General features: G+C 40.7%; 27 protein-coding genes and 1 pseudogene. 22 read left to right on the top strand and 6 right to left on the bottom strand.

Annotated features, from left to right (window positions below):
• Positions 1 to 84: 84 nt before the first annotated feature.
• The 9 genes from GKR92_10885 (at position 85) to GKR92_10845 (ending at position 5,397) form a co-directional block, all read left to right on the top strand.
• Positions 85 to 429: a divalent cation tolerance protein CutA gene (locus GKR92_10885; protein QMU62172.1), complete on the top strand. Its 345-nt coding sequence runs from the start codon at positions 85 to 87 to the stop codon at positions 427 to 429.
• The gene (dsbD, locus tag GKR92_10880) at positions 426 to 2,330 is read left to right on the top strand and encodes a protein-disulfide reductase DsbD (protein ID QMU62171.1); all 1,905 of its coding nucleotides are present in this window, start codon (positions 426 to 428) and stop codon (positions 2,328 to 2,330) included. Before GKR92_10885 ends, dsbD begins: the two co-directional genes overlap by 4 nt.
• A 167-nt stretch (positions 2,331 to 2,497) precedes the next feature.
• Positions 2,498 to 3,355, top strand: a complete 858-nt coding sequence (locus GKR92_10875; GenBank protein QMU62170.1) for a sterol desaturase family protein — start codon at positions 2,498 to 2,500, stop codon at positions 3,353 to 3,355.
• Positions 3,356 to 3,418: 63 nt separating this feature from the next.
• Positions 3,419 to 3,613 (top strand): hypothetical protein, encoded by a 195-nt coding sequence (locus tag GKR92_10870; GenBank protein QMU62169.1) that lies wholly within the window; start codon positions 3,419 to 3,421, stop codon positions 3,611 to 3,613.
• 80 nt (positions 3,614 to 3,693) lie between these two features.
• A complete protein-coding gene (locus GKR92_10865) occupies positions 3,694 to 3,948 on the top strand; it encodes a hypothetical protein (protein ID QMU62168.1) in 255 nt (84 codons plus the stop codon).
• 47 nt (positions 3,949 to 3,995) lie between these two features.
• A complete protein-coding gene (locus GKR92_10860; GenBank protein ID QMU62167.1) occupies positions 3,996 to 4,493 on the top strand; it encodes a hypothetical protein in 498 nt (165 codons plus the stop codon).
• 167 nt (positions 4,494 to 4,660) lie between these two features.
• The gene (locus tag GKR92_10855; protein QMU62166.1) at positions 4,661 to 4,876 is read left to right on the top strand and encodes a hypothetical protein; all 216 of its coding nucleotides are present in this window, start codon (positions 4,661 to 4,663) and stop codon (positions 4,874 to 4,876) included.
• 2 nt (positions 4,877 to 4,878) lie between these two features.
• On the top strand, positions 4,879 to 5,127 hold the full coding sequence (locus GKR92_10850) for a hypothetical protein (protein QMU62165.1): 249 nt from the start codon (positions 4,879 to 4,881) through the stop codon (positions 5,125 to 5,127).
• Between the two features lie 57 nt (positions 5,128 to 5,184).
• Entirely contained in the window at positions 5,185 to 5,397 is a 213-nt protein-coding gene (locus GKR92_10845) for a hypothetical protein (GenBank protein QMU62164.1), read from the top strand.
• Between the two features lie 451 nt (positions 5,398 to 5,848).
• On the opposite strand, the gene GKR92_10840 is transcribed toward GKR92_10845, so the two are convergent.
• The 3 genes and pseudogenes from GKR92_10840 to msrA form a co-directional block, all read right to left on the bottom strand.
• On the bottom strand, positions 5,849 to 6,364 hold the full coding sequence (locus tag GKR92_10840) for a DUF4124 domain-containing protein (GenBank protein ID QMU62163.1): 516 nt from the start codon (positions 6,362 to 6,364) through the stop codon (positions 5,849 to 5,851).
• A 196-nt stretch (positions 6,365 to 6,560) separates the two neighbouring features.
• On the bottom strand, positions 6,561 to 6,941 hold the full coding sequence (locus tag GKR92_10835) for an isochorismatase (GenBank protein ID QMU62162.1): 381 nt from the start codon (positions 6,939 to 6,941) through the stop codon (positions 6,561 to 6,563).
• A pseudogene (msrA, locus tag GKR92_10830) lies at positions 6,931 to 7,613 on the bottom strand (peptide-methionine (S)-S-oxide reductase MsrA). The gene GKR92_10835 and the pseudogene msrA overlap by 11 nt, the downstream one beginning before the upstream one ends.
• Positions 7,614 to 7,891: 278 nt before the next feature.
• On the opposite strand from msrA, the gene aroQ reads away from it, so the two are divergent.
• The 11 genes from aroQ to GKR92_10775 all read left to right on the top strand — a co-directional run bounded on the left by aroQ (position 7,892) and on the right by GKR92_10775 (position 18,188).
• Entirely contained in the window at positions 7,892 to 8,335 is a 444-nt protein-coding gene (gene aroQ / locus GKR92_10825; protein ID QMU62161.1) for a type II 3-dehydroquinate dehydratase, read from the top strand.
• 60 nt (positions 8,336 to 8,395) lie between these two features.
• Positions 8,396 to 8,845, top strand: a complete 450-nt coding sequence (locus tag GKR92_10820; protein QMU62160.1) for an acetyl-CoA carboxylase biotin carboxyl carrier protein — start codon at positions 8,396 to 8,398, stop codon at positions 8,843 to 8,845.
• 43 nt (positions 8,846 to 8,888) lie between these two features.
• A complete protein-coding gene (accC, locus tag GKR92_10815; protein QMU62159.1) occupies positions 8,889 to 10,229 on the top strand; it encodes an acetyl-CoA carboxylase biotin carboxylase subunit in 1,341 nt (446 codons plus the stop codon).
• 30 nt (positions 10,230 to 10,259) lie between these two features.
• On the top strand, positions 10,260 to 11,132 hold the full coding sequence (gene prmA, locus GKR92_10810) for a 50S ribosomal protein L11 methyltransferase (GenBank protein ID QMU62158.1): 873 nt from the start codon (positions 10,260 to 10,262) through the stop codon (positions 11,130 to 11,132).
• A gap of 40 nt (positions 11,133 to 11,172) precedes the next feature.
• Entirely contained in the window at positions 11,173 to 11,985 is an 813-nt protein-coding gene (locus tag GKR92_10805; GenBank protein QMU62157.1) for a DUF3426 domain-containing protein, read from the top strand.
• A complete protein-coding gene (gene dusB, locus GKR92_10800) occupies positions 11,966 to 12,997 on the top strand; it encodes a tRNA dihydrouridine synthase DusB (GenBank protein QMU62156.1) in 1,032 nt (343 codons plus the stop codon). Before GKR92_10805 ends, dusB begins: the two co-directional genes overlap by 20 nt.
• Entirely contained in the window at positions 12,994 to 13,275 is a 282-nt protein-coding gene (gene fis, locus GKR92_10795) for a DNA-binding transcriptional regulator Fis (GenBank protein ID QMU62155.1), read from the top strand. Before dusB ends, fis begins: the two co-directional genes overlap by 4 nt.
• Positions 13,276 to 13,341: 66 nt before the next feature.
• Positions 13,342 to 14,907: a bifunctional phosphoribosylaminoimidazolecarboxamide formyltransferase/IMP cyclohydrolase gene (gene purH, locus GKR92_10790; GenBank protein QMU62784.1), complete on the top strand. Its 1,566-nt coding sequence runs from the start codon at positions 13,342 to 13,344 to the stop codon at positions 14,905 to 14,907.
• Positions 14,908 to 15,038: 131 nt separating this feature from the next.
• Positions 15,039 to 15,929 (top strand): AEC family transporter, encoded by an 891-nt coding sequence (locus GKR92_10785; GenBank protein QMU62154.1) that lies wholly within the window; start codon positions 15,039 to 15,041, stop codon positions 15,927 to 15,929.
• Between the two features lie 45 nt (positions 15,930 to 15,974).
• Entirely contained in the window at positions 15,975 to 17,249 is a 1,275-nt protein-coding gene (gene purD, locus GKR92_10780) for a phosphoribosylamine--glycine ligase (protein ID QMU62153.1), read from the top strand.
• Positions 17,250 to 17,573: 324 nt separating this feature from the next.
• Positions 17,574 to 18,188: a TetR family transcriptional regulator gene (locus GKR92_10775; protein ID QMU62152.1), complete on the top strand. Its 615-nt coding sequence runs from the start codon at positions 17,574 to 17,576 to the stop codon at positions 18,186 to 18,188.
• Between the two features lie 47 nt (positions 18,189 to 18,235).
• On the opposite strand, the gene rho is transcribed toward GKR92_10775, so the two are convergent.
• Positions 18,236 to 19,495: a transcription termination factor Rho gene (gene rho / locus GKR92_10770; protein ID QMU62151.1), complete on the bottom strand. Its 1,260-nt coding sequence runs from the start codon at positions 19,493 to 19,495 to the stop codon at positions 18,236 to 18,238.
• Positions 19,496 to 19,756: 261 nt separating this feature from the next.
• Positions 19,757 to 20,083 (bottom strand): thioredoxin TrxA, encoded by a 327-nt coding sequence (trxA, locus tag GKR92_10765; protein QMU62150.1) that lies wholly within the window; start codon positions 20,081 to 20,083, stop codon positions 19,757 to 19,759.
• A 344-nt stretch (positions 20,084 to 20,427) separates the two neighbouring features.
• Here trxA and GKR92_10760 point away from each other — a divergent pair, with 344 nt between their 5' ends.
• On the top strand, positions 20,428 to 21,363 hold the full coding sequence (locus GKR92_10760) for an NAD-dependent epimerase/dehydratase family protein (GenBank protein ID QMU62149.1): 936 nt from the start codon (positions 20,428 to 20,430) through the stop codon (positions 21,361 to 21,363).
• 7 nt (positions 21,364 to 21,370) lie between these two features.
• On the opposite strand, the gene GKR92_10755 is transcribed toward GKR92_10760, so the two are convergent.
• Entirely contained in the window at positions 21,371 to 22,429 is a 1,059-nt protein-coding gene (locus tag GKR92_10755; GenBank protein ID QMU62148.1) for an aminopeptidase, read from the bottom strand.
• A 33-nt stretch (positions 22,430 to 22,462) separates the two neighbouring features.
• On the opposite strand from GKR92_10755, the gene GKR92_10750 reads away from it, so the two are divergent.
• Positions 22,463 to 23,620: a multifunctional CCA tRNA nucleotidyl transferase/2'3'-cyclic phosphodiesterase/2'nucleotidase/phosphatase gene (locus GKR92_10750; protein ID QMU62147.1), complete on the top strand. Its 1,158-nt coding sequence runs from the start codon at positions 22,463 to 22,465 to the stop codon at positions 23,618 to 23,620.
• The last annotated feature ends 4 nt before the right edge of the window (positions 23,621 to 23,624 follow it).

The raw sequence follows: 23,624 nt of genomic DNA, 5'->3' as shown, positions 1-23,624 counted from the left end.
TCTATGCTGGCAATATGAGGGCACACACCTCAAACTTCAACACCCAACATGAATTCAATGATCATCGCCAATTAGAAACAAAACATGAGCTCGCCCATCCTGGTACTAACCACTTTTCCAGATATAGACACCGCTCAGCGGATGTCTCGGGAAATGGTGCAGGCAAAGCTGGCAGCTTGTGTAAATATTGCGGCTGCAGGGCAATCCATCTATATGTGGGAAGGGAAAATTTTCCAAGAAACGGAGCATATAGCCATTATTAAAACGACTGATAAATGCTACCCAGAACTTGAAAGTTATATAAAAACACAACACCCTTACGAACTTCCTGAGATTATTTCGACTCCAATAACTAACGGCTCAAAAGATTATTTAGACTGGTTAATGAACGACTTAACAAACGAACTAACAACGAAAACAACATCATGAAAATATTACGCATCTCTCTACTATTACTTTTTACCTTCATCAGCACCGTTTCTTGGGCCGATAGCCCGCTATCAAATCTTGCAGGTGAAGAAGAAGAGGAATTTTTAGATCCTGATGTCGCCTTTGTTGTAACGGCTACACAAGGTGATGGCAATACGATCAAGACCAATTGGTTAATTCAAGATGGTTACTACTTATATAAAGATAAGATTAGTGTTGCGCCAGCAGATGAATCACAACTTACGTTAGGTAATCTTCCGTTACCCAAAGGTAAAGAAAAAGAAGATGAATACTTTGGTCTTATTGTAAGCATTGATCATGAATTTAATGCCGAGATCCCTATTACAACGTTAGCGGCTAATGCCAGTAGTGTAGATTTAATTTTCAAATATCAAGGCTGCGCTAAAGCAGGACTTTGCTATCCACCGATCACTAAAAATATAACGGTAAATTTAGATTCTTCCGGTGGCGCTGCTGCTGCAGGTTCAACTAGCGGAGGGAGTGCAAACACGACTTCTGGTGGTTCTGGATCGGGTGCTGAATTTACATCTGAACAAGACAAAATAGCAAGCACACTAGCAAATGGAAGTTTTTGGTCCACTATTGCTATCTTTTTTGGCTTGGGTCTATTACTTGCGTTTACGCCTTGCGTATTTCCGATGATACCAATCCTTTCCAGCATCATCGTTGGACAAGGTAAAAATCTTTCTACATCAAAGGCATTCACCCTTTCGCTTGTTTATGTGCTCGCGATGGCAGTTACCTATACCCTTGCAGGAATGGGTGCTGGTTACTATGGCGAGAATGTACAAATTTGGTTTCAAAACCCATGGGTACTTAGCGTATTTGCTGGAATTTTTGTTTTACTCTCCCTAGCTATGTTTGGTTTTTACGAATTACAAATGCCAAGCAGCATTCAATCTAAATTGAATAACCTCAGTTCTAGTCAAGATGGTGGCACATATATAGGCGCGGGCATTATGGGTTTTCTTTCAGCCTTAATAGTCGGCCCGTGTGTCACCGCACCCTTAATAGGTGCATTGTTATATATATCTTCAACTAAAGACTATGTGTTGGGTGGCTCAGCATTGTTTGCTTTAAGCATGGGTATGGGCGCGCCACTTCTTGCCATAGGAACTTCAGCAGGAAAACTTTTACCTAAAGCGGGTGCCTGGATGGACACTGTTAAAGGAGTTTTTGGAGTACTTTTACTTGGCTTGGGCATTTGGATGCTCGATCGCATTCTCCCTGCATCTATCATTCTACTGATGACAGGCGCATTGCTAATAGTTTCCGCTATTTATATGGGTGCCTGGGATGCAATTAAAGAAGGGGCAAACGGCTGGTCTAAATTCAGCAAAGGACTAGGACTAATTGCATTTGTATATGGAGCTATTTTAGTCATAGGTGCGGCAAGTGGTGGCACCAGCTTATTACAACCTCTGCAGAAGATATCTGCTAACAATGTGCAGATGGTAAACACCACAATTTCACCTTCATCAAATGACACCAAAACATTTAAATTTGAATATTTTAAAAGTGTCGAGGACCTAGATGCACAAATAGCAAAAGCTAGCGCAGAAGGTAAACCCGTACTTGTAGATTTTTATGCAGACTGGTGCATTTATTGCAAACAATTAGACCGCGAAACTTTCCCAAACTCTAATGTACAAGCAGCACTACAAGATTTTGTATTGTTGAAAGCCGACGTAACAGATAACGATAATATCGATAAAGAGTTACTAAAAAAATTGGGTTTAATTGGCCCTCCAGCGTTATTGTTTTACGACACAAGTGGCAATGAGCATCGAAATTTCCGAATTATCACCTTCGTAGATGCCGAAAAACTCGTCTCACACATCTCTCTCTTTAAAGAATCTGGATTAGTGGCACAAAAATAATTAGATAACTATTTTCGGCTGCCTACTAGCCACAATAATTTAGTGGTTATTCGCGTGTAAGCTTTTTAAAACTCCCCCGGTCTGTTATTAATGGCATGAACTTTACGTAGTACATGCCTGTCGTATTTTGTAACTAAGCAATTAAGAACTTAAGCTATAGTGGTCAAATGGATCTCAATTTAGATACCGGAAAACTCATTGTCTTTGTAGTGGGTCTGGTGCTTTTCCTTAGCGTAGAAACATTTTTCCCCGCTCGCCCATGGCGTGGGTCGCGCTTAAAACGCATTACCTTTCATTCCGGAATTGCTGCATTAAATACTGTTACTATTCGAATTTTAGCCTATGTCCCTTTTTTACTGTGGATCGTTTATGTAGAAGAAGAAGGGTGGGGGATCTCACGCTGGCTACATTTTGTGGGTTGGACCGAGATAATTTTGTCTTTAGTGGTACTCGATTTTTTCGATTACATTTGGCACCGTGCAAATCACCGTGTAAGCATTTTATGGCGCTTCCACAAGGCCCATCATTCCGACACCGCAATGGATGTAACCACTGCACTACGATTTCATCCGACAGAGTTACTGGTTTCATCATTTATTAAAGCGCTTTGGGTCGTTATCTGGGGGCCCACCGTAGTGGCTTGGTTCCTGTTTGAGGGACTTATTAGTTTATGTGCGCAATTTCATCACAGTAATATTGATTTCCCTGATTGGATTGAACGATGGTTATCGTGGATCATCGTCACACCTCGTTTCCATGCATCGCACCATGCGGTTGACCGACGTTACGGTGATGCTAACTTTTCTACGATCTTAAGTATTTGGGATCGCGTGTTTGGCACCTATTCTCAACCCGAGAATAGCGGTGCAACCACTCAAGCAGAAGATGCTTTAGGATTACCAGAGGGACGACATCTAGTATTTTCACCTGTCGCATGGTTACTAGAGCCATTCCGTAGTGATAACTTGAACCTTAACCCAGAACAAACTGTATCCACCTTGCGTGAAAACAGAGAAACCAGCTAGCAGCCCGTAGAATGCTGTCATATAAACTTTGCCATATAGGCCAACGAACTAGGAGTATTTAACATGAACATTATGAAATTATTAGCCACTTTGCTGCTTACAATGTACTTACTTGTAGCCTGCAGTAGTGACAACCATGAACACGCAGGTGATGAAGCCGAGAAAGAACATGCCGGTGACGCTGCAGATACTAAAGAACACGCAGGCGATGAAGCTGAGAAAAAAGAACACGGTGGCGAAGCTGCAGAAGAAAAGTAGATTACACCTAAGCTCAGAAAGAATTTGAAATACAACATTTTATAAAAATGCCATTTAGGCAAACAACCAGGAGTTTGATTATGAAATTTATGAAAATATTGGCGACGCTTCTACTACTGATGACAGCACCTTTAATGGTAGCTAATGCAGGCGAGCATGCTGGCGATAAAGCCGAGAAGAAAGAGCACGGTGGTGAAGCTGCAGAAACAAAGGAACATGCAGGTGATGCTGCTGAATCTAAAGAGCACGCGGGTGATGCTGCTGAATCTAAAGAGCACGCGGGTGATGCTGCTGAGCATAAGGAACATGCAGGTGAACCGGCTGAAGAAGAGTAGCCACTAAACTGTTAACTCTCGAAAGTAATCAACATGAGAACTAATAAATGAAATTTCTAGTCACTTTAAGTGCTGGCCTAATGGTTGGATTGTTGATTGCCTTCGGAGGTAATGCTATAGGGGACACTGAATCTGCAGTTAAAAATAATGATGTGCACCCTAACTCGGACAAATCTCCTCGCAAGTATTACGTAGAAGATATTAAAGACGCCATGCTGAAGCACATTGCAGCACAAGCCGATGTCGATGGCATATTTCATTTACGTGACGATAAAACTGGGGAAATGCTCGCATTGCGATTCGTTAAAATTCATGATCCCGTACGAAAAATTAACAGTAGCACCTATTTTGCCTGCACTGATTTTCATGTCGTAGGAGAGTCTAAGAAATTATTTGATCTAGACTTCTGGATGAACCCTGTAACAGGTGAACTTAAAATTTATGACACCAAGGTGCACAAAGAACCTCGCAAGTCGCTACTCTATGGTTGGTATAAACAACCCCGCTATACCTTTGTGAACGATCGCGTTATTTCACTCTATTAATTAAATTTGTTTTCGCGCTAGATACATCTCGTGCGCCTATATTCAAGAAAGCTGACTATAGTCCGCACAAGCGGTCGATATTAAGCATTAAACGGTATAAATACCTGATCATATTAAGTTAAACCCTTGATAAGGTAATCACTGTTCAATTACATGGATGTAAGAACATGAATGCCCAAACAAATCGACGATCTGGTAAAGATCGTAGAGTAGCTAACTCAAATGTGTCTTTCCCATTGCGCGACAGCAATGGAATAATTGTCGCTATGAATCGACGCGTCAGCTGCGATCGTAGAACGGAAGGCTTGGAACTCACCGAGACCAACCTACCAAAAAAAGTCTTTCAGGCGATATTTAAAGAATATCAAAAGTTGGATTCATGATTATGCAAAGACGCTACACACAATTCATAAGCGTGCTTTGCTTTATGCTGTTAACGCTAACAAGCTATGCATCCGAGAATGTTCGCACTATCGAACCACTTATCATTCAGCCCGTACCCGTAGAGGTTGTTTTGTTATGTCCTGAAGGCAGTCAACATGAAGGCGAACTTGTACCTAAATGGGTTACAAGTGATGAAGCTACTGAATTCTTTTGCAATGACTCCACAGAAGAAACAGAAGTTGGCGAATAATTAAATGGGCTGAAAATATAGGCTTATTGCACTTAAATATACATATGGAAATGTTTCATGAAAGACAATAACAATCGAATTGTTTACCGCGAAGGCCAAAAGTGGATTAATCATCGAACCGATGGCCGCGGGCCTGATACCAGTCATTACAAACTGGACATGGCCATTCAGCGCGCTACTCGGTGTATTCAAAAATTTGGCGATGGCCAACTTAAGGTTAGAGACGAAAATGATGACACGATGGTCAACTTAGTCATCGATAAACTCTAAAGTAGTAAGCGCAAGGACGATGTGCAGGATGCACAAGTGTCGCGGGAGACACAACTGCATGGATGCAGGAGATAGAGTAACGCAGGAGCATATTTATACCGGCCAATAGCGGTCATTGAATTTGTAGTTGACTCGTTTTCAATTTAATCGCTTGCGAATAGCCCTTGCACAAATATAAACCCCTAATCCTATTAGCAACACACCTGAAATAACGAGTCTAGGTTCCAAGAACAATATTAGCCAAACCGGTAATTTATCACGGGCTAGATACAAAGGAAGATAAACAAGCAGGCTTAGCGAACTAGTCAGTACAATAACTAAACTTTTTGATACATCCTCAGATACCGAAGTAATTAGATCATTGTTTTTCAACTCATTACTCTTGCATATGTGTATCTAACTATTTTTAACGTATCTATTTTATGTCTGCTTCCGGCCAGAAGCGGACATTTTACTTTTTCTTTTTTAGCACTTCTTTCAATTTATCTTCGGCAGTCTCTAGTTCTTTTTCTAATAGCGAAACTCGATCATGGTACTTCTGCGATAATCGAGTTTTATTACCAGTCAGAGCGCCAATCGTACCAAGTCGCTCACCAGCTTGTGGTGTTTTTCCTTTCTCTAAAGCTTCTTTTTTCTTAGTTACTTCTAGTCTTGCCTCTTTAATTTCAGCAGTACGCTCTTCCCTATCACTCATTCTTTCTTTAATTCGATTAGTTACACTATCATGCTGCTGTTTTATCTCGTTTTGCTTAGCTTTAATTTGAAGCGGAGGGATAGTGTTAGCTTCATTTACCTCTATTACTTCAATGTTGTTTGAATTGTTTGGCGGGTTAGATGTGTAAACGACTTTGCCGTTTTCATCCACATATTTATATACTTTAGTTTCTGAATGTGCGACTAAATAGTACACATGGAAGCTAATAACTATTATTACAACACTAAGCCAATTATTCACTAAACCTCCAATTCTGTAACTAGACTATAAATAACCTTATTAGCTATGAAGATTAATTTTAGATGCCTATTTCACAATTTGATGTTTAATAACAGCATTATTTTTGTTTGCAAAATGTCCGCTTTGGGTCGAACGCGGTCATTCTAAATGTAACTCTTACATGCTTTTCCCATCACCCAAGAAACGCTCCATTACACTCATTGATTAGTTAGTTCTTTGCCTCAAAATCATCTTCCCTAAGCTTGGCGGAACCATCTTCTTGCAAGACCCATAATTCTTTATGAATTACACCCTTTGCTTTATTCATTTTCCATTCAGAAGTTAGCAGTGCACTGGTCTCATTAATCACTTCAATTTTGAGGTTGATGTATTCAACATCTGAAAATCCATCTTCAATTAGTTGTTGCCAAAAGCTTTGTATTTCGACAACACCAGTAAAAGTACCAAACGGTCGTGCATGCATAACCGCATTATTTTCATATTGTTCTGCACAACCTTTTGCATCACCAGAATTAAAAGCAGATTTCCATTGGGCACTGGCCTTACGTACTGCATTTAATACCGTCTCACTCATACCATTAGTTACCATTTTTAGTAGACATAGGAACTAAATCTCCTTTAATTCCAGCAGAATTATTCCATAACTCCTTAAGCCGATTATCTCGACCACAGGCAAAACGGTAATATTTATATCTCACTGGATTCTTTTGATAATAATTCTGATGATAATCTTCTGCCGGATAAAACTTTTTAGCCGCAACAACATCAGTAACTACCTCTTCCTTAAAGTAACCTGAGTCGACTAAATCTTTCTTTGAAGCTGATGCTAATTTTTTTTGTTCATCACTGTTGTAGAAAATTGCGGTGCGGTAACTTTCTCCTTTGTCACAAAACTGTCCATGTGCATCAAGCGGATCAACGTTATGCCAAAAAACATTTAATAACGTTGCGTAATCAATCTTGCTTGGATCGTAGGTTACTTCCAATGCCTCGAAATGTCCGGTGGTATCAGACGACACTTGTTTGTAGGTTGGGTTTCAGTGTGCCCACCGGTATAACCAGAAGTAGTTTCTATAACACCTGCTAGTTTATCGAACGGTGGCTCCATGCACCAAAAACATCCACCTGCAAAAACTGCAGTGGTTGTTTGCTTATTGGTCTCAGCCGAGGCTTGCATTTTTCCTGCAAATAACCAGCTACCCATTAAAATCAGCGCTACTGCTAGTATCGTCCAGCGAAAGTTTTTAAATATGAGGGACATTTTGTATCTTAAATTAAAGGACATGGCTTTAGTATGACAGCCAAACCAGGCCGGATATTACAAGTTAGACGGATCAGCAGGCTATTATTTTTTTGAAAGGTCATATATTACTAAATTCCATTAAATTACATGAAATTAAGTATAACTTCTTTGAAATTCTAAAAATTAGTAATTTAACAATAAATAGAGTGGATTTAACTGCTTTTTCATGTAGACTCGAAAAATAACTAAGATACTTGCAAGTTAACTACAATTAGCGGCAAGTTAATAACAAATTTATGCATAAGCTCTTACTCTTAAACGGTCCTAACCTAAATCTGCTCGGTCAACGCGAGCCCGAAGTATATGGCCATGAAACACTAGCGGATGTGGTGCAGCGTGCACATGATGCCGCTAAAGCGCATGGTTATCCTCTACAACACTTTCAGAGCAATGCAGAGCACGAATTAGTAAATCGTATTCATCAAGCCAAGGTGGATGACGTGGATATGATTATATTTAACCCCGGCGCATTTACACACACCAGTATCGCGCTACGCGATGCACTCCTTGGTGTAAGCATTCCCTTTATCGAATTGCATTTATCTAACGTGTTTGCACGTGAAGAGTTTCGTCAGCATTCATTTTTATCCGATATAGCGGTAGGCGTGATATCGGGCATGGGCGCTAAAGGTTATGAGCTAGCTGTTGAGGCTGCACATAACAAACTTACTTCTAAATAACGTAAGCATCAAAAAGTTAAAAAGAAAATAATTAATAAAGAAATTAATAAAGAGTAGATCATGGATATACGCAAAGTTAAAAAACTAATCGAATTACTGGATGAATCGGGTGTAGCCGAAATAGAAATTAAAGAAGGCGAAGAATCGGTACGTATTAGTCGCGGGGTTGCAAACAATCAAGTAATGATTCCCCAAGCTATGGCGGCGCCACTTGCTCCAGTGCCTGCGGTTGCTGCTGAAGCGCCAGTAGTTGATGCACAAGATGCTGTACCAAGTGGGCATAGTGTGAATTCGCCTATGGTAGGCACATTTTATGAAGCTGCAGCTCCCGGACAACCCTCTTTTGTTGAAGTGGGCCAGTCTGTAAAAGTCGGTGAAACGCTTTGTATTATCGAAGCCATGAAAATGCTTAACCAAATAGAAGCAGACAAATCAGGCGTTATTAAAGCTAAGCTAGTTGATAATGCGCAACCTGTAGAATTTGGCCAAGCGTTATTTATCATCGAATGATTAAGTAAGCTTAAATTACTCAACCCAAAATAATTAAATTCTTATGCTTGAAAAAGTTGTAATAGCCAACCGCGGCGAAATTGCACTGCGTATATTGCGCGCTTGTCGCGATATGGAAGTCAAAACCGTTGCGGTACACTCAGAAGCTGATCGAGATTTAATGCATGTTGGTATGGCTGATGAATCGGTTTGTATTGGTCCTGCTTCTTCGCTTGATAGCTACTTAAACATCCCTGCCATTCTCAGTGCCGCAGAAGTAACTGATGCCACGGCTATTCATCCTGGTTATGGCTTCTTATCAGAGAATGCAGAATTTGCCGAAGTCGTCGAATCGAGCGGTTTTGTATTTATTGGGCCAAAGTCTGAAACGATTCGCATGATGGGCGACAAAATCGCAGCAAAAAAGGCCATGGAGAAAGCGGGCGTTCCATGCGTGCCGGGTACCAATGAATCACTTAGTGAAGACATGGATCGGGCAAAAGAAATCGCTCGAGAAATCGGTTATCCCGTTATGGTGAAAGCTGCCGGTGGTGGTGGTGGACGAGGCATGCGCGTTGTGGAAGCCGAAGAAGACTTAGTCGAAGCCATCTCTATTACTCGTAATGAAGCAGGCGCTGCATTCAATGATGATCGTTTATTTATAGAAAAATTTCTGCAAAATCCACGTCATGTTGAATTCCAAGTATTAGCGGACGAACATGGTAATGCGATCCATTTGTGTGAACGTGACTGTTCTATGCAACGCCGTAATCAAAAAGTAATTGAAGAAGCGCCTGCATTTGGCATTACTCCCGAACAACGCGAAAGGATTGGCGCAAGCATTACTGAAGCCTGTCGACAAATAGGTTATCGAGGCGCAGGTACGTTTGAATTTTTATATGCTAATGGTGAGTTCTATTTCATCGAGATGAATACTCGCGTTCAGGTAGAGCACCCCGTTACAGAAATGATTACTGGCATTGATATCGTCAAGCAACAACTGTTAATTGCAGCAGGCGAAAAACTCACGTTTACTCAAGACGACATCAAAATTCGTGGGCATGCCATTGAATGTCGGATTAATGCCGAAGACCCATACACCTTTCTTCCTTGCCCTGGCAAAGTCACTCATTTTCATTGTCCTGGTGGACCTGGCATACGAGTAGACACACACTTGTACAATGGTTATACCGTTCCTCCTTATTATGATTCCATGATCGGCAAATTACTTGCTATTGGCCATAGTCGAGAAGGCGCCATGACCAGGATGCGTGGAGCACTACATGAAATCGTGATTGAGGGTATCGTCACTAACGTTCCTTTATTACAAGATCTAATGCTGGACGAAGTGTATGTTAACGAGCAACACAATATTCATTACCTCGAGTCTAAACTTTCTACATAACCAGCTTTATTTTAGAACCAACAACACTTTATTGTGTTTGAAATTAGTTTACGTCTCGAACGTCATCAATACCTCGCCACTGAGATCCTGCTCGATGAACTTGGCGCTGTGTCAATCAGTACTGTAGATGCAGAAGATTGCCCTATTTTCGTTGAGGAAGTGGATACCACACCACTTTGGCAACACATCACACTAAGCGCATTGTTTGTAGAAGATATCGAAATAGAAACATTGCAAAAACCTATTGAGGAAGCCTTAACGGCTTCCGTTGAGCTCAGTAAGCGGCCAATACAAGATCAAGACTGGCAAAAAATATGGATGCAAAACTTGCGGCCTATGCAGTTTAGTGATCGCTTATGGGTATGTCCTAGCTGGATGACATGCCCAGATCCATTTGCAGTTAATATTCAACTCGACCCTGGCTTAGCCTTCGGCACCGGCACGCATCCAACAACAGAATTGTGCTTGCAATGGCTAGCCGATTACCCGTTATTAGATAAATCCGTAATGGATTTTGGATGTGGCTCTGGAATTCTTGCCATTGCCGCATATTACCTAGGCGCCAAACACATTGTAGCCATCGATCATGACCCACAAGCCGTACAAGCAACTCTTTTAAACGCTAGTAAAAATAATGTGGATGAGAAAAGATTACATACATTGTTAGCAGACAGCCCACCACAGCAAACCTGCGATGTATTAATTGCCAACGTCCTGTTATTACCCTTACTAAAATATAGTGCAGACTTCGCCAAAGTCATGTCACCTACTAGCAAAATAATTTTATCCGGTATACTCGAACAACAGCTTGACCAAATAAAGCAGGTATATGAACCCACTTTTAAGTTCGATACTATTCACTCGAAAAATAAATGGTTATTAATTGAAGCTTCTCTAAGTTAAATTTAAAGTTAATCTATAAAGTTATAGTTCTTACTTAACAATGTATACCAAATGCCCAGAGTGTCGTGCTGTATTTCGTGTCACCACTGAACAACTCCATATGGCAGAGGGTTTAGTTAGATGCGGAATTTGTGATTCTGTTTTTAATGGTAGCGATCATATAGAAAAAGATCACAATCCCAATGCAACCACCCCAGAACCTTGGCATCCAGAAAACAACCAAGACTTTAACGATGACCCATGGCCCAGCGACGATACAAATACTGAAGCGGGCGATGCAGAGGCTCTTGAGTTTGAGCAGCAAAGCGATGATGACGCATTAACGGATGCAGAAAGAATTCCAACTGTTATTCGCGATGACTTTGGCGGCAATATACTCACTAAAACAAATAGCCCTATTCAAATTGCTGTTTTTACATTAGGTGCTATTGGCTTGGCGCTATTTTTTCTCGGACAAATTAATTACTGGCAAAATATAGAGATTCTGCCTCGCGTTTGGGTAAATGGTTTTTGTAATACTGTCGGCTGTGGCGAAAACAATCAACGTGATTTAAACGCAATTAAAATTCTCAACCGTAATATATATACACATCCGAACGTAAAAGAAGCGTTAATGATAACTACCTCTTTTGTAAACCAGGGCCGGTTAGCGCAAGCTTATCCATTGTTAGAGATCACATTACTCGACACCCATGGAAAAATTGTTGCCGTACGTCGCTTTAGCCCAAAAGACTACCTTGTTAATAAATCACTTGCGGATACACTTATGCCCACAGATCAACCGGTAGGCGCACGCCTAGAAGTGTTAGATCCTGGCAATAAAGTGATCGCATATGAATTCGAATTCCACTAAACATTCTGTTAACTATAAGCCCTTGAAAATAGGGCCATATACACTTTCTAGTAACGTGTTGTTAGCCCCTATGGCAGGCATTACAGATAGCGTATATCGCAATATTTGTATGCAACAAGGCGCCGCTGCAACGGTAGCTGAAATGCTTACCTCAGATATTGCACAGTGGAAAAGCAATAAAAGTTCGCAACGCATTATCAAACCTACCGATCCTGAACCACGCATTGTGCAAATTTCAGGAACGCAACCACAAATTATGGCAACTGCTGCAAAACTTTGTATCGACAAAGGCGCGCAAATTATTGATATCAATATGGGTTGTCCTGCAAAAAAAGTTTGTAAAAGTAATGCAGGTTCAGCCCTGTTAGCCGACGAAAAAAATGTTGGCGACATTTTAGAAGCGGTAGTTAATGCAGTAGATGCACCAGTTACGCTAAAGATACGTACCGGTATAACCCCCAAACAACGCAATGCAATAAACATTGCAAAAATAGCTGAATCTTCAGGCATACAATCGCTTGCCATACATGGACGCACACGTCAATGCATGTATAAGGGCAATGCTGAATACAACACAATAAAATCTGTAAAAAATATTGTGTCAATTCCAGTAATTGCAAACGGTGATATTAATTCACCACAAACTGCAAAAAAGGTCTTGGCTTTTACTGGAGCAAATGCGATTATGATTGGAAGAGCGGCGCAAGGTAATCCTTGGATATTTAATCAAGTAAATTACCTATTACAAAATAAAAAGACGTTGCCTACACCCTCATTGGAAGAAATCGAAAGCGTAGTACTCACTCACATAGTTGGGTTGTATTCGCATTATGGAATTAACGTGGGAGTACGTGTTGCTCGAAAACATATCACTTGGTACTTAAAAAATTATAAAGGCTATGCGATATATAAAGATTTGTTGTTGAAAGCAGATTGCCCACAGCAACAACAAAAATACTTAAAAGAATTCTTTAAAAATCAGCATACAAACATAACGGAGTTAGCCGCATGAATGCATCATTTTCTACAGCACAAGTAGCCACTTTACATCAAGAGCGTCGCAAGTCGCCTTTGCGTGACAATGTAAAAAATTCGTTACGCCTTTACTTAAACTCTTTAAGTGGTCACGAGCCTGAAGAGCTGTATAAAATGTTTACTGAAGAAGTAGAGCGACCGCTACTTGAATCGGTAATGGAATACTGCAATGGCAACCAAACCAAAGCTGCCAGATGCCTAGGACTCAACCGCGGTACGCTACGCAAAAAACTTAAATTATACGGCCTAAACTAGTAGGCCAACTGCACTAACCCTCGAATTAAATTAGATCTTTTCCCTGGCTATTCCTAGTTGGCAAATATAGGGCCACAAACTGTTCGGCGTGCCTTAATCAGCGTTTCCGATAAGACCGGCATCGTTGATTTCGCGCGCGAGTTAAGTAAATTAAAAATTGAGTTGCTATCTACCGGCGGCACCGCCAAATTAATTAGTGAAAATGGAATTTCTGTAACAGAAGTATCCGACCACACTGGCTTTCCCGAAATGATGGATGGCCGGGTTAAAACATTACACCCTAAAATTCATGGCGGTATACTGGGGCGTCGTGGGATTGATGATGAGGTCATGCAACAACATGATATTCCGCCAATAGATTTAGTGGTCATTAATTTATACCCATTCGCCGCTACAGTAGCGAATCCGGACTGCTCACTAGAAGATGCGATTGAAAATATCGATATTGGTGGACCCACCATGTTACGTGCAGCAGCCAAAAATCATCAGCATGTTGCAGTTGTAGTTAATCCTGCAGATTATGTAACGATACTAGATAAGCTCAATAGTAACGATTGTGTATTAGATGATGAGCTGCGCTTTGATCTTGCAGTTAAAACCTTTGAGCACACCTCACAATACGACGGCATGATTGCAAACTATTTAGGCAAGAAATTACCGAATAGTGACGAAATCTTTCCTCGCACGCTTAATCTTCAGTTTCAACAATCACAGGTTCTACGCTACGGAGAGAATCCACATCAGCGTGGTGCATTTTACATAGAAGAAGGTGTGCTCGAACCTAGTGTTGCAACCTCAAATGTTATTCAGGGCAAAGAGCTTTCATATAATAACGTTGCAGACACTGATGCTGCATTAGAATGTGTGCGACAGTTTACAACCCCTGCATGTGTAATCGTTAAACATGCCAATCCTTGCGGCGTTGCAACTGCAGATACTATTTTACAAGCCTATGAGCTTGCTTATCAAACGGATCCTACATCCGCATTTGGAGGCATCATTGCCTTCAACCAAGCCTTAGACGCAGACACTGCTAAGGCCATTATTGATCGTCAGTTTGTTGAAGTTTTAATTGCACCCACTATTCCAGATGAAACTCGTAAAGTTTTAGCAGATAAAAAAAATGTTCGCGTACTTGAATGCGGAGCGTGGGACGGCACCTTTGAGTCGTTTGACTACAAACGCGTCATTGGCGGCCTATTAGTACAAGACCGAGACTTAGGAGTTATCAAAAAAGATGATCTAAAAATTGTTTCTAAACGCCAACCTACTGAACAAGAACTCACTGACCTCTTATTTGCATGGAAGGTAGTTAAGTTTGTTAAATCTAATGCCATCGTCTATGTACGCAATCAACAAACTATTGGTGTAGGTGCAGGTCAAATGAGTCGTATTTATTCTGCTCGCATCGCTGCGATTAAAGCCCAGGATGTTAACTTAGTAGTTGCAGGATCGGTTATGGCTTCAGATGCATTTTTTCCTTTTAGAGATGCCATCGATGCAGCACATGAGAATGGAATTACAGCGATCATCCATCCGGGTGGCTCTATTAATGATAAAGATGTGATTGAGGCGGTTGATGAGCTTGGCATGGCAATGGTGTTAACCAACATGCGACACTTCCGTCATTAATTTGAGCTGACCTTTTGTAACGCGTATTTACATGGATGTACTGTATGCAAGTATTGCAGGAGCAACAACTAGCCGAACAATATCTCTAGCTCAAATACTTAATAAACTGACCTAGAGAATCTAAATACCACATGGCGCTTATTACTCAAATTATCAGCATCATGTTCCCGATTGTTGCGATCGTGGCAGTGGGCGCTGTATTAGGGCGCACTTCAAAGCTAGAAATGCGTACCGCAAACCATCTTAATTTAGATGTATTTGTGCCGGCATTGGTTTTTTCTTCTCTAAGTGACAAAACTTTTTCACTAGCGCCACATATATCATTGGCCCTAGCTGGGTTAGCAATTGTTCTACTCGCTGGTGTCATAGCCTTTTTGATTTCTAAACTCACCCATTATCCTTTACGCACGATCGCACCTCCGATGATGTTTCATAATGCGGGCAATGTTGGTTTACCCATCATGAGCCTTGCGTTTGGTAAGCCTGGTTTGGTTACTGGCTTGGTTTTATTTTTAGTAGGTAACCTGCTGCACTATGGCCTAGGCACATATATTCTAAGTGCAGGACAGGGCATCAAGGTTCTGTTGCGACAAACTGTAATTTGGGCGGCTATCGTCGCATTAGCCATCAACGTATCACCTATCGTGATTCCTGAAAGCGCCATGCTACCCATCACCATGCTTGGTCAAATAGCTATTCCATTAATGTTATTTTCATTAGGCGTTCGCATAGCATCGATCGACTTACAAGAATGGAAAATAGGCTTACTGTTTGCAGTGCTAACTCCAACGGTAGGATTCTGCATTGCCTTCGCATTAGTAATGTTATTTGACTTCACTGCAATACAGGCAGGCTCTTTACTTCTCTTTGGCACCTTACCCCCTGCGGTAATGAATTTTTTATTTGCAGAAAGATTTAATCAGCAACCGAAGTCCGTTGCATCTATAGTGTTACTCGGCAACCTATTCGCTATGATTACTTTGCCTATAGCTCTAGCCTACGTGCTAACAAATTATTCCTAATTTTATTGCCAGATTTATAACCAAAAATAATACTAGATACATTAAATGAAAATACTCGTCATTGGCGGCGGCGGCCGCGAACATGCATTGGCATGGAAATTAAGTCAGTCTCCTAGCGTTACTAAAATTTTTGTAGCACCTGGAAATGCAGGCACCGCAGTTGAAACCAAAACTGAAAATATTGCTATCGATGTAGAAAATATTTCTGAACTGAAATCTTTTGCAAAACAAGAAAAAATTGATCTCACAATAGTCGGCCCAGAGGCTCCTTTAGTAGCAGGTATTGTTGATGAATTTAACCCATCATCACTACCCATCTATGGTCCCACCGCTGCAACTGCGCAACTAGAAGGCTCTAAAGCCTTTGCTAAACAATTCATGCAGCAAAACGGTATCCCAACCGGTGGCTACGCAGTTTTTACTAATTACCAAGAAGCCGAAGATTTTATTTCCTCGCAATCTTTCCCAATCGTTATCAAAGCGGATGGTTTAGCCGCTGGCAAAGGTGTTGTAATTGCACAAAACAAACAAGAAGCCTTGCAATGCGCTGAACACATGCTCAGTGGCTCAAGTTTTGGCAATGCAGGACATCGCATTGTGGTGGAAGAGTTTATCCAAGGTGAAGAAGCGAGTTTTATTTGTATGGTGGATGGTAAAAACATTTTGCCACTCGCTAGCTCACAAGATCACAAAGCACGAGACGATGGTGACCAAGGACCGAACACCGGCGGCATGGGCGCATACTCTCCAGCACCCATAGTAGACACGGCTATGCATCAAAAAATATTAGATCAAGTGATTACACCCGTTGTGAATGGATTTGCTAAGCAAGGTACTCCCTATGTCGGTTTCTTATATGCCGGTCTGATGATCGGCGAGGACTTAACGCCCAAGGTACTGGAATTTAATTGCCGGTTTGGTGATCCTGAAACCCAACCGATACTCATGCGCATGCAATCAGATTTTGCTGAACTGTGTTTAGCGGGAGCAAATCAACAATTAGATCAACACACGATTAAGTGGGATACTCGCGTTGCATTAGGTGTCGTGCTTGCAGCAGGAGGATATCCTGAAAATTACAAAAAAGGTGAAATCATCCAAGGTTTACCTGAAGATTCTGCAACACAAAAAGTGTTTCACGCTGGCACCAAAATAGATGATGGCAATGTTGTAACCAATGGCGGTCGTGTATTATGCGCAACCGCACTTGGAGACAATATTACGGAGGCTCAAAAGCTTGCCTACAAAGTTGTAAAAAAAATAAACTGGCCGAATATGTTTTATAGAAATGATATCGGTTATCGTGCCATTAAAAAATAATTATTGAGCGCTTACTCAATTATTATTAGCAACTTGCCCTTACTAATATAACTTTTGTTAAACAAATATTTATTGCATTTTAAGCTATTTATAGCATTCACAACCTTTCTCGCTAACTTTAACGCGACGCATTATCCAAGCAGCTCACCGTTTACTTATATTTAAGTGCTCTAATATAGCCATAAGCCTTTACTTACATTGACAGTTATTATAAATCACTTATATTGAGTAGAAATAATAAATAAATACATATATTTACATTTATAATTGATCAACTGCTCAACAATTATTTAATTGCTGAGCGACAAATTAATGTCATAGGGGATGATTGCTATGGGGCGGCAACCGGCTTTTGAGCGGGATGATGTGCTTGATAAAGCATCGCAAGTTTTTTTGCGTAATGGTTTTCAACGTACCACCATAAAAGACATCACTAAAGCTACCGGCTTGCAGCCTGGCAGCATCTATTCTGCTTTTGAAAACAAATCAGGTTTATATACGGAAGTTATTGAGTACTACACAAAACGCCAAGTTGCGTATTTGGATGCCTGTGATGAACAAAATGACAACTGCCTAGACGCATTAAAAGCTTTTTTCAAAATGACGGGAGATAGCATGTCGAACCGCACTCCCGATGCACACTGCCTACTCGTCTACGGCGCATTTGAGATACCCGACGATGAAAAAGAATTACGTTACTATGTACAGTTAAAGCTTCAAGAAATTGAATCACGCATTTATGTACTATTAGTTAAAGCACAAAAGAATAGCGAAATTATATGTGAAGAAAATCCTATTGAGTTAGCACGCTTTTTAATGACTTTGTTATTTGGGCATCGAGTACTGGCACAATTGCATGCGAGTCCCGAGACCATTGACAATACAATTGATAGGGTGTTTCAGGTTTTAGCGTTTAAAAGCCACCAGCAGAAAGCCTAGCATCTAATAGAAACGTTATTTATGAGCGTTTCATCAAGACTTGTACCTTACGACCTTTTCATCGCATCAAAAAATTCATTATTAGTCTTGGAAGATTGCATACGCGCTAGCATGAAATCAATCGCTTCGATCTCATCCATAGGATGTAAGAACTTGCGCAATACCCATATTTTGGCTAACTCATCCTTATCGGTGATTAATTCTTCACGACGCGTGCCTGAACGATTAATGTTAATCGCTGGGAATACACGTTTTTCTGCAATGCGGCGGTCCATATGGATTTCCATATTACCGGTGCCTTTAAATTCTTCGTAGATCACTTCATCCATCTTAGAACCCGTTTCTACTAGCGCAGTTGCAATTATGGTAAGACTGCCACCTTCTTCAATATTTCTCGCAGCACCAAAAAATCGTTTTGGCCTTTGTAATGCGTTGGCATCCACACCACCAGTTAACACCTTACCTGATGCAGGAACCACCGTGTTATAGGCGCGTGCAAGACGTGTAATCGAGTCCAGCAGAATCACAACATCTTTCTTGTGTTCCACTAAGCGCTTCGCTTTTTCAATGACCATTTCAGCAACTTGCACATGACGACTAGCGGGTTCATCAAAAGTACTGGATACCACCTCACCCTGCACCATACGTGACATTTCGGTGACCTCTTCCGGTCTTTCGTCGATTAGTAATACGATGAGAAAACACTCAGGCTGATTGGTTGTAATACTCTGCGCAATGTTTTGCAGCATCAACGTTTTACCAGCCTTAGGTGGTGAAACAATCAAACCGCGCTGACCCTTTCCAATCGGCGCACAGATATCAATAATTCGTGCAGTAATATCTTCAGTGCTGCCATTGCCGCGTTCAAGCTTCAAACGCTCATCCGGATGTAATGGAGTTAAATTTTCAAATAAGATTTTGCGCTTAGCATTTTCAGGTTTGTCGAAGTTAATCTTGTCCACTTTAAGCATAGCAAAATAACGTTCGCTATCTTTTGGTGGACGAATTTTCCCTGAAACGGTATCGCCAGTACGCAAGCCAAATCTGCGAATCTGGCTAGGGGAAACATATATGTCATCTGGCCCAGCAAGATATGAACAATCCGCAGAACGTAAAAATCCAAAACCATCTTGCAGAATCTCTAATACACCATCACCGAGAATATCTTCACCATTCTTGGCATGCGCTTTAAGAATTGAAAATATAATGTCTTGCTTACGTGATCGCGACAAATTGTCGATTTTCATATCCGCAGCAATATCAATCAATTCAGCAGCTGGTTTTATTTTTAGTTCGGTTAAATTCATAGCATATAAGTCTGTTGGTTAAATAGGTAAAGGATGATTTTTGCAGCAATGCAATCGTTCATTGCTTGCATTTTTTATAACGCTTATGGAACGTTATCTAAGAAATATCTAGTAAGTTTTTTGGTAAATTTTTTGGGAAAATTTATGAAAAATTACTAGACGAGTAATCTAGTACGGTTGGTATTTATTTTTAGTTTGTATTAATTATTTAGGTGAAATGAAGATTATGCGAAAGGTTTAAATTCTTGGTAAATATTTTGGTTAAATGCTTTGATCAATAAACGCCGTTAACTGTGATTTTGATAATGCACCGACTTTAGTCGCTTCGGCATTACCATCTTTGAAAATCATTAATGTTGGTATCCCACGAATACCATACTTTGGTGGTGTATTTGGATTGTCATCGATATTAAGCTTGGTAATTTTAAGCTTGCCTTCATAATCGCCAGCAATCTCATCCAGAAGTGGGGCAATCATCTTGCATGGGCCACACCATTCTGCCCAATAATCAACTAACACAGGTTGCTCGCTGTTTAATACTTCTTCTTCAAAACTGTCATCAGTAACGTGACAAATACTTTCGCTCACTTAGTAAAACTCCGATTGATTAAAAAATTTGTTTGAAAACTCGAACACCTGGAATGGCGCTCTCAAGGGGGTCAAAAGTAGATAGCTGTATTTTTATGCATTCTTAATATGATTACAAGCCTTTACTGGCCAGCATGGCAAATATGGCTAAATTTACCGATAAATGCCGTGTTTTCACAATAGTATGGCTGTAAACGGTGAAATTTTAGCCTAAGTTGCACCCTTCCTAATGCAGATTTTCGTGAATGCCACGCTCGACATTTTATTGACATACACAGAATATGCTATCAAAAACCTAGCGGCTTATTCATAATTCACGCGAATATTCTAATCAACAATAGCAAATGAAAAACTTAGCGATATGCGTATTAGGGGGAACAGGCTTTGTAGGTAGTCACCTATGCGCTGAACTGGTTAAACGTGGTCACCAAGTAAAGGTATTGACTCGGCAGCGTGAACGACACAGAGACTTATTAGTGCTGCCTTCTTTAGAGCTGAACCAAGCAAATGTTCATAATGAAAGAGATTTAAAACTACACTTTGAAAATTGCGATGCAGTGGTTAACTTAGTGGGCATCCTCAATGAGAAAGGGCGCGATGGTAATGGCTTCCATGTGGCGCATGTAGAACTCGCCCGCAAAGTTATTACTATGTGTTCTACCTGCAAGGTACCGAGACTTCTACATATGAGCGCCTTGAACGCAAGCCCAGATGAAAAGAGCTTTTATTTGCGTACCAAAGGTGAAGCTGAAAATTATGTACACACCTTTGCAGCAAATAAAATTGCAGTGACTAGTTTCAGACCATCAGTGATATTTGGCGCTGAAGACTCATTTACTAATCGCTTTGCTAGTATCCTTAAGCTCACCCCAATAGTATTTCCTCTCGCCTGTGCAAATACTAAATTTGCACCCGTATATGTTGATGATGTAGTTCAAGTAATGGCAGATGCGCTCACTGACAAGCGGACATTTGAGCAAAGAATTAATCTATGTGGTCCGAAACAATACAGTCTAAAAGTATTAGTAAAGTATGTAGCAAATATGAGCAACTTGCGAAGAACTGTTTTTGGCTTACCTAACTGGGCTTCCAAATTACAAGCTGGCATCCTTGAATTTATACCAGGCAAACCTTTTTCCATTGACAACTATCGCTCGTTACAAAAAGATAGCGTATGCACTGATGCTAAGCTTTGCCCTACAGCTTTAGAATCTATTGTGCCGGGCTATCTCCAAAATATACCTGGGTACAAACAGTTTCGAGCTAAGCGCTCAACTTAATAAATTACTATTGGCATACTTCAGTAGTATGCAGTGTTGTTACACGCTGTTCTTCTGGCAGTTCCGCAATCATTTCAACATAACCATAAAACCTAACAAGATTATTCCCACACAATCCGAAAATTCTTCGAAACGAAGGCACCAGTTCACGATATAAAGAAATTGCTCCTAGTTGCGCATTATTTAATGGCCCCGCCATCCATTTAGAGTATCTAGCAATTTGATTATTCTCACTACTCAGAACTGCAAATTTTCTTCTCATTTCAGAGATTAGGATTTCCTTTTCAGCTTGCATTTTTTCGATGTCATATTCATGTAGATATAACAATTCAAATTCGTCACGACTGTTTTTAACAAACTCAGAAAAAATCGATTTTTGTAGCAGCCAATCATCATAACGTTGTACCTCTTGCCCGCGGAATTGCTGCTGCAACCACTCCTGCACGCCAATTTCCTCCACTGCAGTAGCAAAAGCTTCATTAAATGCACCGTCACCCTTTAGATAAAACTGCTGGTGGGCGAGCTCATGAAAAATATACGCAGCCGTCACAATTTCTCCCCTATCCAACATGCTGCTCAATAATGGGCCATCAAACCATCCTAGTGTGGAATAGGCCGGCACGCCGGCGACATATACATCAAAACCTTGTCCAGATAGTTGTTCGGCATAACTATTTGCTTCAATCTCATCAAAATAACCTCGGTACGGAACACAGCCCACCACCAAAAAGCACCACTGCTGCAGATTGCTAGAAAACTCAGGAGCTGCAAATACATTCCATGTGACAAAGGGCTTATCTAGCTGAACGTAACTACGGTAGCTATCATTGTCAGGTAATTTCAACCTGTCACTAGCAAATGAGCGTAACTCTTCTACCAGATTTAATTGCGTTATTAGTTTCTCGTCTCGCGCAGGATCGTTTACGATATCGGCAATATGCTCACGCTTTGAAATTAATTTAAAATGCCCCGAAATAGACTGATGGTAATAATCAATCGTGCTACATCCTGAAACACATACCAATAGCAGCACTGCAGTGCTTGCTCGTCCCATAAGCTTTATCATGCTTTTACGTTATCACACTTACAATTTCTGACAATGGAAGTTTATTTAGTCGGCGGCGCAGTACGCGATGAACTTTTAGGTATCCCAGTTACCGAACGTGACTGGGTAGTCATCGGCGCAAGTCCTGAAGACATGGAAGCTAAAGGTTATAAAGCTGTTGGCAAAGACTTTCCAGTATTTTTACATCCACAGAGCAAAGAAGAATATGCCTTGGCTCGTACTGAAAGGAAAAAAGGTCGTGGCTACAAAGGTTTTGAAGTTTATACCTCACCAGATATAACGATAGAAGAAGATTTACTACGTAGAGATTTAACTATTAATGCTATTGCACAACACGAAACCGGTGTAATCATAGATCCGTATGGAGGACAGCAAGATATAGTAGATAAAATCCTGCGACATGTCTCAGGCGCCTTCTCTGAAGACCCTTTGCGGGTATTACGTGTAGCTCGCTTTGCTGCAAAGTTACACTCACTTGGTTTCAAAATAGAGCATGAAACTTTGATACTCATGCGCCAAATAGTATCCACTAGGGAATTAAGAGAGCTATCACTAGAGCGTATTTGGCAAGAAACTAGTAAAGCTTTATTAACCGATACTCCAGGTGAATATTTTAAAGTGCTGGAAGCAAGCAACGCCTTAGCACAAGTTTTCCCATACTTTTATTATCAGTTTTCAGATACAGACAGCAATCAACTTGGGCTTGCGGCGCTGAATACGATAGCAAAACAATATGGTGATCCCAATATTCGATTTGCTGGATTTGTTGGTGGCCTCTATTTTAACGAAACAAAAGATGAATACATCAACATAAAGAAGTTAACCGATACCTTCCCGTTATCAAACAATTGTAAGAAATTATTAACACTCACTGTGAATATGCAACATGAGTGTCATCATTCATTGCAACTTGATGAGCATGAGCTACTCAAGTTATTACACAGATTAGACACAAGAAGAAACCCTGAACGCTTTACAACCCTACTTGATGTTTGCGAAGCAATTTACATCTCTTCAAATAAGAGAGATACATATAAACAAAAAACATGGCTGCGCAAAGCCGCAGCAGAAATTGAAAAGGTAAGCATCGACACTTGGGTGCGCGAAAAAGTTAGCGGCGAAAAATTTGCAAACAATATCAAGCAAGCGCAATTAGCACTGCTGCATGAATTGATAAAAAATCGAGATTAGATTT

It is taken from the genome of Gammaproteobacteria bacterium (genome assembly GCA_014075255.1).
GTDB lineage: Bacteria > Pseudomonadota > Gammaproteobacteria > UBA4575 > UBA4575 > JABDMD01.
The sequence above is the reverse complement of the archived record's forward strand: the minus strand, read 5'-3'. Positions and strand labels throughout refer to the sequence as shown.